This is a genomic window from Siphonobacter aquaeclarae, from assembly GCF_900103285.1.
GTDB classification, from domain to species: domain Bacteria; phylum Bacteroidota; class Bacteroidia; order Cytophagales; family Spirosomataceae; genus Siphonobacter; species Siphonobacter aquaeclarae.
Map to the genome: position 1 here is coordinate 776,461 of NZ_FNGS01000001.1, position 14,755 is coordinate 791,215.

Consider the following 14,755-nt stretch of genomic DNA (forward strand, 5'->3'; position numbering starts at 1 on the left):
CGGTGTCGTGCGCGGCAATCAGGCTCGCAAAAACCGGGCGCGGTACTGCTCCGGCGAAACGCCCAGCTTCTTCTTGAAGAGGGCGGAAAAATAAAAAGCGGACTCAAAATTCAGCTCATACGCTACTTCCTTGACGGATTTTGCGGGATCGGCCAGTAACTGAATAGCCCGTTCGATCTTGAGCTGGAGAATGTACTGACCAGGAGCAAGCCCCGTGACCGACTTGAACGTTTTCCGGAACCAGGAATAGCTCACGTTGAGTTCGTCGGCGATCTGCTCCGGCGTTACCGACCGCTCCATTCCGACGAGCATCAGCATGCGGGCGCGTCCGATGAGGACTTCGGTGTTGTCGGAGGAGACGTTGTTTTTCCGGCGGATCGATGCGTGAATGGATCCGAGGAGATACATCACCGCGCCGCAGGCCTGCGCCTGGTAGCCGGGTTTCTCGCTTTTGACCGAGTCGATGATATCCCGGAAAATCTGAAGCAGGTTATCCTGTATACCGATTTTCAGCAAGGGGTCGGACGGGTGGAAGAAATGCCGGCTCATGAGGTCTTTCATGATGATGCCGTTGAATCCGACCCAGTATTCGTCCCATCCGGTCGACTGCTCCGGCTTGTACCGGTGCCACTCGCCGGGGTAGAGCATCATCACCGTTCCTTCTTCGATTTCGATCGGATCGCATTGCCGGGATTGAAAATATCCGTTGCCACTGGTGATGTACACGGCGTAACAATCATTGAGTACCCGCCCTTTCTCCCAGTTGAAATAATGGTGCCCGGGGTGTTCCCGGGAGGGATATTCCTCGTTCGGCCGTATACGGGCGTATCCGGCCGTGAGGACCTCCAGTCCCCAGCTTTCGTCCTCCTGGCCGACCGGAAGGTATTTGAAATAGTTCAGCATGGTGGTCTGTTTTGATGAAACGATGCCCGGAAATTAATACCACATCTCAAAAAATGCATATTGTATCTCAATTTATGGATGTACTGTACTGTCCTGTTTAGAGACCTTTGAATCGTCGACAAAGCCTGCCTTCAGCCATCCCCCGCTGGCATATAAACGATATACTCAGAATCCACTCAACAACCACTGAATCCTTTTTCCTATGAGGCTATTCTGTCCCCCGGAAGCCGGTCCGCGTGCCCGGTTGCTCCTCTTGTTATGCTATTTTCTTGGCTGTCTGACGGCGTTCGGACAGCAGGTCACCGTCTCCGGCCGGGTCACCCTCTCCGGCAGCGGAGAGCCTGCCGCCGGAACCAGCGTTCTGGTGAAAGGTACCAACCGGGGTACCCAAACGGATGGGAACGGTAATTTCACGATTCCCGCCGAGAAAACCGCACTGCTGGTTTTCAGCCGCATCGGTTATCAGACGCAGGAAATCCAGGTCGGAAACCAGACGCGCATCGAAGTCGTCCTGCAGGAATCCCAGGTAAACCTCGACCAGGTGGTCGTCGTCAGCTACGGGATGCAGCGCCAGCGCGACATCACCGGGTCTGTTCAGCGCATCAGCGCGTCGGAGCTGCAGGACGTTCCGGCGGCCGAATTCGGCCAGAAACTGCAGGGCCGCGTTGCCGGCGTGCAGATCGGCCAGGTAACCGGTCGCCCCGGCCAGGGAATGACCTTCCGCATCCGGGGTGCCGCCTCCCTCGGGTCCGGTAACCAGCCGCTGGTCGTGGTAGACGGGCAACCCATCATGGGCGATTTTAACCTCCTTAACCCTGACGATATCGAGAGTTTTTCCGTACTTAAAGATGCCTCTGCCACAGCACTTTACGGCTCGCGCGCAGCCAACGGCGTCATCATCATTACCACCAAGCAGGCCAAAGCCGGCAAAACGAACATCACCTTTAATGCCTATTACGGCACGCAGTCGGTTCCGCAGCGGGGCCGCCCCGACCTGATGAATGCCCGGGAGTTTGCCGAGTTCATGAACGGCTTTTACCAGGACAAAATACAGTACGAGAAATGGGTGAATCCGGCTACCGGTCTGGCAGAAATTCCGGACGATTATAAGAATCCGTCTCAATACGGAAAGGGTACCGACTGGTACAACGCCCTGCTTCGCAACGCACCGATTCAGAATTACTCGCTCAATGTGTCGACGGGTACCGACAAGGTATCTTCCAGCACGAGCGTCACCTACTTCAACCAGCAGGGGGTGTTGCTGAACAACGGCATGCAGCGTTTCTCCCTCCGGAGCAACAACGAATACCGGCCCAACGACAAGCTCAAGCTCGGTTTCAGTTTCTCACCGACGTACCAGGTCGACAACAATACCCGCGGCTCGCTCGACGGCAACCGTCAGGTGCTCGTCGGTGCGGAAATCAGCTCTCCACTTATCTCGCCGGTCAATCCCGACGGTACTTACCCCCTGAAAGCCAGCTCTTACGGCATGTATGCGCTGCCGAACTTCTACCAGCAGCTGAAGACGATGAACGTCAAGCAGAACACGCTCCGCCTGCTGTCGAACGCGTACCTCGATCTGGAACTGGTGAAGAACCTGCATTTCAAGTCGACCATCAACGTAGACCTCGGTACCGCCGACTACAACGCCTACTACCCGACTACCTACGGGGTATTCGGTGCGCCGCCGCCATCGGTTCCTTCGGCCGCGCATAGCTCGTACAACTATACCTCCTGGCTAAGCGAGAATATGTTGATGTACAACTTCAAGAAGGGCGAGCATTCCTTTGACCTGCTGGCAGGGTACTCAGCACAGAAGTATAACCGTAACTACCGGTCGATCAATGGCTCCAACTTCCCGAACGACGCAGTACCCTGGATTTCGGGAGCAGCTACTACTTCCGGTTCGACGAACAACAACGCCTGGGATATCGCTTCCTGGTACGGTCGTCTGAACTATGATTTCGCCGGTAAGTACTTCCTGTCGGCGACGATCCGCCGGGATGGCTCCTCCCGCTTCGGAAGTAACAAGCGTTGGGGGTATTTCCCGTCGGTATCAGCGGGTTGGGTAGTGAGCGATGAAACCTTTTTCCCGAAATCCAACGCCTTCTCCTTCCTCAAACTGCGGGGCAGCTACGGGTTGACGGGGAACAACAACATCGGGGATTACACGCAGGTATCACTCGTCGGGGCGACAAACTACTTCTTCGACGGCAACCTCGCCCAGGGGCTTTCGATTACTTCACTCGGAAACCCGAACCTGACCTGGGAAACGTCCAAGCAGGTTGACTTCGGAGTAGAGACCTCGTTTGCCAACAACCGCATCACCTTCAGTTACGACTACTACCGGAAGAATACCGAGAACATGCTCTACCGGATCAACATTCCGTACGCGTCGGGCTACTCATCGATCGCCTACAACGTCGGTACCTTCCGGATGTGGGGGCATGAGTTTCAGATCGGTACGAAAAACCTGACCGGCGCGCTGACGTGGAATACAAACTTCAACGTCGCCCTGAACGACAACAAAGTCGTCCGGCTCCAGGACAATACCCCGATCGGCGGAACAGGCAAGTACAACGATTACAACCGCACGACGGTCGGTCGCCGCATCGGCGAGCTCTGGGGGTATGTCTTCGACGGCATCTACATGACCCAGGCCGAGTACAACAGCCAGCCGAAGGAAGCGACCTCGGCGGTCGGCTCGGCCCGCATGAAGGACATCAACGGCGACGGCGTCATCAATGCCAACGACAAGACGTACCTCGGCAACCCGAATCCCCGTGTGATTTTCGGGATGACAAACGACTTCAAGTACAAGAAGTTCGACCTGAGCGTCGTCATGGCCGGACAGGCTGGTAACAAGATCATGAACATCAACAACCAGAACCTCCAGAACCTCGACGGGATTTTCAACATGACACGGGACATGGCCGGTCGCTGGCGCTCCGAGCAAAACCCCGGAAACGGCAAGGTACCCCGGACGCTCGCCAATACGACGGAGCTGTACCGCCTGGCGAATTCGAACTGGATTTTCTCGGGAGACTACCTCACGGTGAAGAACATCACCGTCGGGTATACCCTGGATCTGAGCCGGTTGAAGTATGCCAAGTCGGCCCGGATTTACGCCAGTGTACAACAGGCATTCGTGTTTACCCGGTACCCGGGCCAGAACCCGGAAGTCAACGATACCCGCGACAGCCAGACAACGGCCGGGCTTGACAACGGCTCCTACCCCGTTCCGCGCACATTCCTCATCGGTACCAACATCAATTTCTAGTCGAGCTATGAAAACGTATTCCTTTCTATACCTCGTGGCCGGGTGCCTGCTGTTCCTGACTTCCTGCAAGGAGAATTTCCTCGAACTGTACCCCGAAGGCCAGATCAACGAGCAGAACTTTTACAAGACTACGCTGGACTTCCAGCAGGCCGTCAACGGTGCGTATGTGCCCCTCCGTGACATCGCAAACATTGCGTTTTACATGGACGAAATGCGTTCCGACAACACGCATTATGAATACAACGCCAAAGACCGCGGCGGGCTCGGCTACGAGCAGCTCGCCGACTTCCTCGACGACGCCCAGAACGGCGTCATCGCGACCCGGTACCAGGCCGCGTACAACGGGATTTCCCGGACGAATGTCATCCTGGACCGCCTCGCCGGTATCACATTTGTCATGGCGGACGCCGACAAGAAGCAGATTTCGGGAGAAGCAAAGGCCCTGCGGGCGCACTATTACTTCGACCTCGTCCGTCACTATGGCGCGGTACCTCTTCATCTTCATGAGGTGAAAGACAGCCGGAATGCGTACCTGGCCCGTTCGGGTGTCGACAGCGTGTATACCCAGATCATTCAGGACTTTACGGATGCGTTGGCACTGCTTTCCGCTCCGGCAAAATTTCCGGCTTCGGGCCGCGTAACAAAAGGGATGGTCGCCACCGAACTGGCGCTGGTGTACATCACCCGGAAGGATTATGCGAAAGCCATTCCGCTGCTTCAGAGTGTGACGACGATGGGGTATACCCTGCTCGACAACTACAGGGACGTCTTCGATCCGACGAAGAAAAACAACGCCGAATCCATCTTCGAAGTGCAGTACCGGACCGGCGCGAATGACGGGCAGTCCAGCGCCTTTATCTACCGCTTTCTGCCGGTATCGCCGTCGTCCCAGAACATGCTCGGCGTCAATTACAACAACTCCATCGGCGGCTGGAATATCCCGACCGACGACCTGCTGAGCCAGTATGAACCCGGAGACAAGCGCCTGGAACCCAGTATCGGCGTGGTGGCGGGGCATTATAACTCCAACACCGACTTCCTGCCCGACAGCATCGTGAGTATCAACGCCAAGCTCCCGGCCAGCGTGATCGCCCGCCGCTTCATCCGGAAGTACTACCACCCGCCGTATACCCTCCCGACGCGGACGGAGTACAATGCCCCGGAAAACTGGCCGGTATTCCGCTACCCGCACGCCCTGCTCCTGCTGGCGGAAGCCCTGAATGAGACCGGCGCGTCTGCCCAGGCTTTGCCCTACCTCAACCAGGTCCGGAAGCGGGCAGGTCTGAAAGACGTCACCGTTACGGCACAGGCCGACGTCCGGGCGGCGATCGACAAAGAACGCCGCGTTGAGCTGGCCTTTGAAAACTACCGCTGGCTGGACCTCGTCCGCCAGGACAAGGCCATCGCCGTCATGACCGCCTTCGGGAAAGTTCAGAAAGAAAAGTACGGCTACCTGTTGCCGACTTCCTATACCGTCACTAACAACCGCCTGGTCTATGCCATTCCGTTCCGGGAAATGCAGCTGAATACCAAGTTAGTACAGAATACAGGGTATTAACCAACCATAATTTTTTCGCAATGAACTATCAATTGACAGAGGAACAGATTCGTTCGTACCGCACAAACGGGTTTATCGTGATCGAGGATTTTCTCTCGCCGGAAGAACTGGAACACTGGCGGAAGGTCGTGATGGAAGCTGTCCGGGAACGTGCCGGACAGAAGATGCCCGGCAGCATGGTCAAAGTGGGTGACGACGACGGTATTAACGAAGATGCCGAGTATTTCGGGAAGGTATTCGACCAATTGCTCAACCTCTGGCAGACCCACGACGGGGTCCGGGAACTGATGCTCGACCGGCGCATCGGCGAGATGGCTGCCAGACTCGCCGGCGTGGAAGGCATCCGGATCTGGCACGATCAGGCGCTGTTCAAGCGCCCCTGGGCCAACCCGACCGCCTGGCACCTGGATACGCCTTTCTGGTCGTTTTACGACCGGAATGCCCTGTCGATCTGGGTGGCGCTCGACGACGCGACGCTCGAAAACGGGTGCCTGTATTTCATTCCGGGATCGTTTCAGGAAACCACGTTTGAAAACAGCGGCATAGGCAAAAACATGGATGGTATTTTCACGATCTATCCCCAGTTTATGACCGTAAACTCTGTTTCCGTTCCGATGAAGGCCGGCAGTTGCTCGTTCCACAACGGACTTACCATACACGGCGCCGGCGCCAACATGACCAGCGGGTACCGTCGGGCCATGACCTGCGCCTACATGCCCGACGGAAATACGTTCAACGGGCAGAAGAACATCTTGCCGGATGACTATGTGCGTACCCTCCGGATTGGAGACGCCCTCGCCAACGACGAACAGAACCCGCTGATTTATCCATGATTATCCGTTTTTTCTGCCCCCGCTGGGGATTCGAGCACGTTCCCTGGGATACCTTTCTGAAAGGTGTCAAAGACGAAGGATTCTCGGGAATCGAGTGGTATCCCTTCAGCGAGGCAGGAGATACCGGGGATGTTGTCCGCCTGCTTGCCCGATACGGTCTTGACCTCAGTATTGTCATGACCGTACGGGATGCCCCGGGCGACTTCCCCGGCTATCTTCAGGCCCTGGAGCGGCAGCTATTGACCCACGCCCGGACCGGGCAGCCGCTGTTTATCAGCGCGCAGACCGGCCGGGAATACTACACCCGCCCGCAGATCGACGGGATACTGGAAGTCTGCGGGCGGGTATCCGAAACTACCGGCGTACCTGTCTACCAGGAAACTCACCGGAACAAATGGTCGTACGCCGCGCATGTCGTCGGACCCGTGCTGGAAGCCCACCCGCAGCTGCCCCTGACGCTGGATATTTCGCACTGGTTCTGCGTCTCGGAGAGTTTTCTGGAAGATCAGCAGGAAACAGTCCGGCGGGCGATTCGCCACACCCGCCATATTCATACCCGGGTCGGACACACCCAGGGACCCCAGGTCTGGGACCCCGCTCTGGATGAATACGCCGATGCCCTCCGTGCCCACCTGGACGTCTGGGACGCCTGCGTGCGGCACCGGAGGAGCCTCGGCGATGAGGTGATGACGATGACGCCCGAATTCGGTCCTCCGCCGTATCTCGTAAAGGGAAAACGTTCCCTGCCCGATGATCAGGAGCAGTTCCGCCTGAACCTCTGGATGAAAAGGGTACTCGAAAAACGGTACGCCTCCTTTTAACCCCTTTTACATGAAACGAAGAACTTTCCTGCGAAACGGATCACTGCTTTCGGGTGGCCTGTGGCTGGCAAACTCCCCGCTGGTCGCGGCTTTTCCCCCGAAAAAAGAAGACCTCTATACACTCTTTCAGAACCCGCCGGCGATTTACCGCCCGTTTGTCCGCTGGTGGTGGAATGGCGACAAAGTCAACCGGGATGAACTCATCCGCGAACTCCGCCTGATGAAGGAAGCGGGTATCGGCGGGGTGGAAATCAACCCGGTGAAGTTTCCGACCCGGACGGACGACATGGGTACGCCGTCGGTCCGCTGGCTGAGCAACGAATGGATCGACCTGCTGAAAGCGACGTTCGACGAAGCCGAAAAACTCGGCCTCACCTGCGACCTCATTGTCGGCTCCGGCTGGCCCTTCGGCGCGGAATACCTGCAGGGCGAAGAGCGTTCACAGATTCTGACGATTACGACCCGCAAACTGGAAGGTCCGCTCGAATACGAAGCCTCCCTGTTTGACCTTTGCAAGGAAGGCGATCCGGCTATTACGTCGCCGTATACCGGCCGGCAGCCCGAAGTGATGCAGCTCAAGCTCGTGCCAAACCCGCTCAGCAGCGTGGATCAGATTCAGGATTTGTCGTCGCAGATCAAATCCGGAAAAGTCGTCGTCAATATTCCCAAAGGCAAACACGTGCTCTATGCCCTCGTGAAAACGCACGGGTTTATGGAGGTTATTAACGGCGCGCCGGGCGCCGACGGCCCCGTGCTGAACCACTACGACGCGGCAGCGGTCAAAAAGTACCTCAACCGCATGACCGACGCCATCGAAGGCCGGCTCGGTCCGCTCAAAAAACACGTCCGCGCGCTGTTTACCGACAGCATGGAGCTGGAAGGCGCGAACTGGTCGGCCGACCTCATGGCTGAATTCCGGAAACGCCGCGGCTATGACCTCGTCCCGTACCTTCCCTTTCTCCTTTTCAAAATAGGAGCAATGGGAAATATCTGGGATTTCAATTACACCGCCGAAATGACCGGCGAGTTCAAAGACATGATCGAGCGCATGCGCTACGATTTTGCCCTCACCCAGACGGAATTGCTGGAGGAACGCTTCGTCAGCTACTTCACCCAATGGTGCCGGGAGCATGGCCTGCAATCGCGGATTCAGGCGTATGGCCGCGGATATGACCCGTTGGAAGGTAGTTTCAAGGTGGATCTGCCGGAATGTGAAACCTGGATCAAATACGGCCTGGGCAAGGAGATGAGCGGGGAAGACTACCGCATCGGCCGCGCCTATACAATGGCGAATAAGTACCTGTCGTCGGCAGCGCATTTGAAGGGCAAAAAGTATGTCAGCGCTGAAGAACTGACGAATACGGACATGGTATTTAACGATACCCTGGAAATCCTGAAAATCGGCGGCGACCAAAGTACCATTTCCGGCGTGACGCACCCGATCTTCCACGGCTTCAACTATTCGCCGCCGGATGCACCCTTTCCGGGCTGGGTCCGCTACGGGACGTATTTCAACGAAAAGAATACCTGGTGGCCGTATTTCCGGCATTTTACGGACTATAAGGCCCGTATCTCCGCCGTATTGCAGCAGGCAACGATGTTTGCCGACATCGCCGTACTGCCGCCGGTACCGGATACCTGGAGCCTGTACGGCAATCAGAATGAGCCGTTCCCGGGCCTGATTCACCCGAATTACCAGTCGCTCGTTTGGGAATCCATCCACCAGAACGGTAATGCCTGCGACTATGTCTCAGAAGGCGTCATCCGGGATTCTGTCGTAAAAAACGGACAACTCACGTACGGCCCCCGCGCCTACCACACCCTCGTCCTGATCAACATCGAACGAACAGAACCGGACACGCTGAAGAAGATACACGCGTTCGTCCAGGCAGGCGGCCGGGTATTCTGCGTCGAAACAATCCCCACCAAATCCCTGGGCTGGCATAACCGGCAGCAGCGGGACGCCGAGGTGGCGGCGTGGGTATCGAAACTGCAGGCCTTCCCCGACCGCTTCATCCGGGTCCCGAAACCGGAAAAAGCCTTTACGCCCTGGTTTACAGGCATTCAGAAGCAGTATGGTATTCAGCCTTACCTGAAGCTGAGCCAGCCCGACCCATTTGTGACGCAGATCCGGTACCAGACCGCCGACGCCGACCTGATCCTGCTGATCAATTCGAATATGGACAAACCTGTCTCACTTGACCTCTCTTTTTCCGATTCGATTACTGCGAAGAAAACAGGCTGGATCTGGGACGCCGTCACCGGTGAGCGCTTCCGCCTGCCGGCGCAAAAAACACTATCGCTCGACCTCGGGCCGGCTGATTGCCGATTGTTTGTCTTCGATAAAACCAGCAAGGGTACCGACTGGAAACCCCTTCCCCTGACCGGATCGGGCGAGCTGCGGCCCGGCCGCTGGGAACTCGAATTCCGGCATATCGACGGTTCCGTGAAAAAAGGCGCGCTCGATTCGCTCGTCGACCTGAAAGACCGTCCCGACTGGGTTTCGTTTGCCGGGAGCGTCCTCTACCGGACAGAAGTAGACGTAACCGACCCGGCAAAACCGCTTTTCCTCAATCTCGGGAAAGTCTATGGGGTCAGCGAGCTGGCGGTCAACGGCCAGCCGGCAGGTGTGCAATGGTACGGCCGGCGGGTATTCCCGCTCGCCGGAAAACTCAAAGCCGGTCGCAATACCCTGGAAATCAAGGTAGCGACGAGCATGGGCAATTACATGAAAACGCTGACGGACAATGCCGTCGCGCAGTACTGGACCAATACCGGCCGGAAAAACCAGCCCATTCAGTCGATGGGTATTCTCGGACCTGTCACCCTTTATTCCTGATTCCAAAACCCCGATCGCATGAAGTACCTGCTCTCTTTTTGTTTGTTTCTGGGAAGTCTGAGTCTTCAGGCAAAAGACTACCCTGCGTCCCTCTTTGGCATTTATTCGGACGGGGTGACGCTCAATACCCGGTCGATCCAGTATGCCATCGACCACATTCACCAGAACGGCGGCGGTCGCCTGGTTTTTTACGTCGGGCGGTACCTCACGGGTTCTATTCACCTGAAATCGAATGTTACGATCCACCTCGAAGAAGGCGCCGTGTTGCTCGGCTCCCTCAACCCGTTCGACTACGACCGGAAAGTGTGGACCGCCCTGGTATTCGCTCATAATCAGGAAAATATCAGCATTACCGGCAAAGGCGTGATCGACGGGCAGGGCCGGTACCTCGCCCGGAATGTCGTCACCATGATCCAGAAAGGCCTGATCAAGGATTTGTTCCGGTATGACCGCCCCGAGGCAGAAGCCCGCGCCGTGCTGATCTATTTCCGGGAAAACAAAAACGTCAACCTGACCGATGTTACCCTGAAGAACTCCGCCAGTTGGGTTCAGATTTACGACCAGTGTAAGAATGTCAAGTTGAACCGTATTGCTGTCGACAGCAAAGCGTACTGGAATAACGACGGTATAGATGTCGTTGACTGCGATGGTGTCGAAATCACCGATTCGTTTATTGACGCATCTGATGACGGAATCTGTCTGAAATCGCACGACGCGTCGAAAGTATGTCAGAACGTACTGGTGCGTAACTGTACCGTTCGTTCCAGCGCGAACGGGGTCAAGTTTGGCACGGCGACGTACGGCGGCTTCCGGCATATCCAGATTTACAACGTAAAAGTGTACGATACCTATCGTTCGGCGGTGACGCTGGCGGCGGTTGACGGGGGCTTCGTCGAAGACGTCGAAGTCGACAGCCTGAAGGCCTACAACACAGGCAACGCCATTTTTCTGCGGATCGGCGAACGGGTAAAAGGCAAAAAGGGCCGTATGGAGAATATCCGGATTTCCAACGTATATGCCGAAATCCCGGCCACCAAACCCGATGCAGGATATGAATACGAGGGGCCGGTCGAAGACATGCCCCGGAACGTTTCTCCTTCGGGTATCACCGGCCTGCCGGATGCGTTGATTTCCAACGTAACGCTGAAAAATGTGGAGCTGGTTTTCCCCGGCGGCGGCACGCCGCATTTTGCCCAGGTATTGCTGACAGAACTGGATAAAGTGCCGGAAAAGGCGACCTCCTATCCGGAATTTTCCATGTTCGGCGAGCTGCCTGCATGGGGTTTCTACATTCGTCATGCGAAAAACGTGACGATGACCAACGTCACCTTAACTTGTCAGAAGAAGGATTACCGGACGGCAGTTGTACTCGACGACGTACATCAATCCAATTTCACCGGCCTGAAAGTCAGCGAACCGGGCAAGAAAAAGCCGGTATACGTTTACAAATCGTCTGACGTGAAGGTCCCCTGACACCCATATGATCCGTTTCCTTTTCCCCGGGCTTCTGCTCCTGTTGGCTGCTTCCTTTCAGATTTCCCCGCGATCGGGCACCCGGCGTATCGGTTCGCTGGAACAATTACGCGCGGGATTTCTGAACCCACCCGACTCCGCCAGACCCGGCGTCTACTGGTACTTCATGGACGGCAATCTATCAAAAGAGGCCATGACTGCCGACCTCGAAGCCATGAAAGCCGCCGGTATCGGCAATCTGGTTTTTCTGGAAGTAAACGTGGGAGTTCCCCGGGGAAAAGTGAATTTTCTGAGTGAAGAGTGGAAATCTGACTTTGCCCACGCCGTTCGGGAAGCCGAGCGGCTGGGCATTGACATGACCCTTGGGGTAGGTCCGGGGTGGACGGGCAGCGGCGGTCCCTGGGTCCGGCCGGAGCAATCGATGCAGCACCTGGTTTCCACTGCGACGGAGGTCCGCGGCCCCGGTCCCGCCCGCCTGACACTTCCCGTACCCGCCCCGAAGAAGCCCTTTTTCGGAGCGGGAGGTTTTCCGCCGGACATGCGTAAAAACTGGGAAAACTGGTACAGCGATGTGGCGGTACTCGCCTTCCCTACTCCCTCCGGAATACCTAAAATCGAGGCAATTGACGAAAAAGCCCTGTATTACCGGGCACCGTATACGTCTCAGGCCAACGTCCGCCCGTATTTTCCGGATGCCGTTCCGGCTGGTATCTCCGGCATTTCACCCGACAAAATCATCGACCTGACGGATCGCCTGAAGCCGGATGGTACGCTGGAATGGACTGTGCCGGACGGTTCATGGACGATCCTGCGGTTTGCCGCGCGTAACAACGGCGCCGTCACCCGACCCGCTCCCCTTCCGGGCGTCGGTTTCGAAGCCGACAAGTTTGATACTGTCGCACTGGAGGCTCACCTGCATAGCTACCTCTATCCGCTGCTGCCGAAAAAACGGAGCTCGTCTGGCGGTCTTCGCCGCCTGCACATGGATAGCTGGGAGATGGGCGCGCAAAACTGGTCCGGGCGCTTCCGGGAAGAATTCCGGAGGAGGCGAGGCTACGACCCCTTGCCTTATTATCCTGTCTACGCCGGTTGGATTGTCGGGTCAGACGAGCGCAGCGAGCGTTTTTTATGGGATTTGCGGACCACAGCCCAGGAACTCGTCCTGGAAAATCATGCCGGGCAGCTCAAGCGCATCAGTCACCGGCTTGGTTTGAAGTTATCCATCGAGCCTTATGACATGAATCCAACGGCCGATCTCGCTCTCGGAGCCGTCGCAGATATCCCCATGTGTGAGTTCTGGAGCGAAGGGTACGGGTTTGAGGCGGCGTTCAGTTGCCTGGAGGCGACGTCCATCGCGCACGTCAATGGCAACGCGCTGGTACCTGCCGAGGCCTTTACCGCCGACCACCGCGAAGCCTGGAAACAACATCCCGGATCGATGAAAAACCAGGGGGACTGGGCCTTCGCCACGGGCATCAACCGGCTCGTATACCATACCTTTCAACATAAATACCCGGATAACGGCCTGCGGCCCGGCATGACGATGGGGCCTTATGGCGTGCACTGGGACCGCGGGCAAACCTGGTGGCCAATGGTTCCGGCGTATCACCGGTATGTGTCGCGCTGTCAGTTTCTGTTGCAGCAGGGAAGGACTGTCGCCGACATCCTGTATCTCACCCCGGAAAGTGCTCCGCACGTGTTTTTACCACCCAAATCGGCCCTGAGCGGCAGTGATTTCCTACCCGACCGCCGGGGTTACAACTTCGACGGATGCGACCCCGGCCAATTGATGGATGCTTCTGTGAAAGACGGTCGCGTTACCTTCCCTTCCGGCGCGTCGTACCGGATGCTGGTACTGCCGGCCTACCGGACGATGACACCCCGGCTGCTCGAAAAAATCGGGTCCCTCGCCCGGGCCGGCGCTACCATCGTCGGAAACCCGCCCGTAGCGGCGCCGGGTCTGACCGACTACCCCGCCTGCGATACCCGCGTGCGGGGACTGGCGCAGCGGATTTGGGCCGACGGGAAAATCCGCCGCATGGAACCGGAAGCTGGCAGCCTGTATCCGTCGTATGCATTGACAGCGTCTCTTCTTGAAAATCAGGGCATTCCGGAGGATTTCGAGACTACGGCCCCGATCCGGTATACGCACCGGACGCATTCCGATTGGGACCTTTATTTTGTCTCCAATCGGAGTGATTCCGCGCAAACGGCGGGTTTGTCGTTTCGGGCGACGGGCCAACCTCAATGCTGGAATCCCGTCACCGGTGAAATCCGTGCATTGCCGGAACATACCTTCCGCAACGGCGTGACTTCCCTCCCGCTGCGTTTTGCTCCGCATGAGAGCTTTTTCATTGTCTTTTCCGGCGAAAAAGCGAATGGCAATTCCCGAAAAAACATACTGAACATCAAAGAGGTACAGAAACTGAATGGCCCCTGGGAAGTACGGTTTGACCCGAAGTGGGGCGGGCCGGAAAAAGTAACCTTCACCCGGCTGGAAGACTGGACTACCCGGCCGGAAAACGGCATCCGGTATTACTCCGGCATTGCCACGTATCGCAAGACGTTCGACGCGCCGCGCGGGCGCCGGCTGGTACTTGACCTGGGCACGGTGAAAGACATGGCGCGTGTCCGCCTGAACGGCCGTGAACTGGGCGTGGTATGGACGTCACCGTGGCAAATCGCCCTGCCAGCCGGGTTGAAACCCTCCGGAAACCTCCTTGAAATCGACGTTGCCAACCGCTGGCCCAACCGCCTGATCGGCGACGAGTTTTTACCGGACGACGGCATCAAAGACGGCAAATGGCCCGACTGGTTACTCCACAATACCCCGCGCACCAGCGGCCGGTATACGTTTGCACCGCACCGGTTTTATACGAAAGAGTCTCCGTTGCTTCCGTCGGGGTTGTTGGGGCCGGTCGTGATTGGGGTGGTGGAGTGAGAGGCTGGATGCTTCTTTGGGATTAGCTTTTGCCTATCCCGACATTTCTCCCTCACTTACTTTCTCTTTCCCCTTCCCTCATGCTAATTGCCGCTGCAAACCCTCGC

The 14,755-nt window shown here is 57.0% G+C and carries 8 protein-coding genes; 7 read left to right on the top strand and 1 reads right to left on the bottom strand.

The features are described 5' to 3' along the window. Positions 1–18: 18 nt before the first annotated feature. Complete coding sequence (locus tag BLR09_RS02910) at positions 19–903, bottom strand: AraC family transcriptional regulator (RefSeq protein ID WP_093197457.1); 885 nt, start codon at positions 901–903, stop codon at positions 19–21. A 202-nt stretch (positions 904–1,105) separates the two neighbouring features. Between BLR09_RS02910 and BLR09_RS02915 the strand changes: the two genes are divergently transcribed. The 7 genes from BLR09_RS02915 to BLR09_RS02945 are packed head-to-tail and all read left to right on the top strand — an operon-like array spanning position 1,106 to position 14,648. Further along, positions 1,106–4,183, top strand: coding sequence for a SusC/RagA family TonB-linked outer membrane protein (locus BLR09_RS02915; protein ID WP_093197460.1), 3,078 nt, complete (start codon positions 1,106–1,108; stop codon positions 4,181–4,183). 7 nt (positions 4,184–4,190) lie between these two features. After that, positions 4,191–5,741 carry a RagB/SusD family nutrient uptake outer membrane protein gene (locus BLR09_RS02920; protein WP_093197463.1) on the top strand — a complete coding sequence of 517 codons (1,551 nt, stop codon included), beginning with the start codon at positions 4,191–4,193 and terminating at the stop codon, positions 5,739–5,741. 20 nt (positions 5,742–5,761) lie between these two features. Beyond that, positions 5,762–6,574, top strand: a complete 813-nt coding sequence (locus tag BLR09_RS02925) for a phytanoyl-CoA dioxygenase family protein (protein ID WP_093197465.1) — start codon at positions 5,762–5,764, stop codon at positions 6,572–6,574. Next, positions 6,571–7,395 carry a sugar phosphate isomerase/epimerase family protein gene (locus BLR09_RS02930; RefSeq protein WP_093197468.1) on the top strand — a complete coding sequence of 275 codons (825 nt, stop codon included), beginning with the start codon at positions 6,571–6,573 and terminating at the stop codon, positions 7,393–7,395. Before BLR09_RS02925 ends, BLR09_RS02930 begins: the two co-directional genes overlap by 4 nt. 10 nt (positions 7,396–7,405) lie before the next feature. Further along, a complete protein-coding gene (locus BLR09_RS02935; RefSeq protein WP_093197470.1) occupies positions 7,406–10,234 on the top strand; it encodes a glycosyl hydrolase in 2,829 nt (942 codons plus the stop codon). Between the two features lie 18 nt (positions 10,235–10,252). Next, positions 10,253–11,707, top strand: a complete 1,455-nt coding sequence (locus tag BLR09_RS02940; protein WP_093197472.1) for a glycoside hydrolase family 28 protein — start codon at positions 10,253–10,255, stop codon at positions 11,705–11,707. 7 nt (positions 11,708–11,714) lie between these two features. Beyond that, positions 11,715–14,648: a glycosyl hydrolase gene (locus tag BLR09_RS02945; protein WP_093197475.1), complete on the top strand. Its 2,934-nt coding sequence runs from the start codon at positions 11,715–11,717 to the stop codon at positions 14,646–14,648. Positions 14,649–14,755: the final 107 nt, after the last annotated feature.

What these genes read in the sequence shown, in the direction of transcription:
- BLR09_RS02910 (WP_093197457.1), bottom strand. Translation starts at nt 903, where the DNA reads ATGCTGAACTATTTCAAATACCTTCCGGTCGGCCAGGAGGACGAAAGC.
- BLR09_RS02915 (WP_093197460.1), top strand. Translation starts at nt 1,106, where the DNA reads ATGAGGCTATTCTGTCCCCCGGAAGCCGGTCCGCGTGCCCGGTTGCTC.
- BLR09_RS02920 (WP_093197463.1), top strand. Translation starts at nt 4,191, where the DNA reads ATGAAAACGTATTCCTTTCTATACCTCGTGGCCGGGTGCCTGCTGTTC.
- BLR09_RS02925 (WP_093197465.1), top strand. Translation starts at nt 5,762, where the DNA reads ATGAACTATCAATTGACAGAGGAACAGATTCGTTCGTACCGCACAAAC.
- BLR09_RS02930 (WP_093197468.1), top strand. Translation starts at nt 6,571, where the DNA reads ATGATTATCCGTTTTTTCTGCCCCCGCTGGGGATTCGAGCACGTTCCC.
- BLR09_RS02935 (WP_093197470.1), top strand. Translation starts at nt 7,406, where the DNA reads ATGAAACGAAGAACTTTCCTGCGAAACGGATCACTGCTTTCGGGTGGC.
- BLR09_RS02940 (WP_093197472.1), top strand. Translation starts at nt 10,253, where the DNA reads ATGAAGTACCTGCTCTCTTTTTGTTTGTTTCTGGGAAGTCTGAGTCTT.
- BLR09_RS02945 (WP_093197475.1), top strand. Translation starts at nt 11,715, where the DNA reads ATGATCCGTTTCCTTTTCCCCGGGCTTCTGCTCCTGTTGGCTGCTTCC.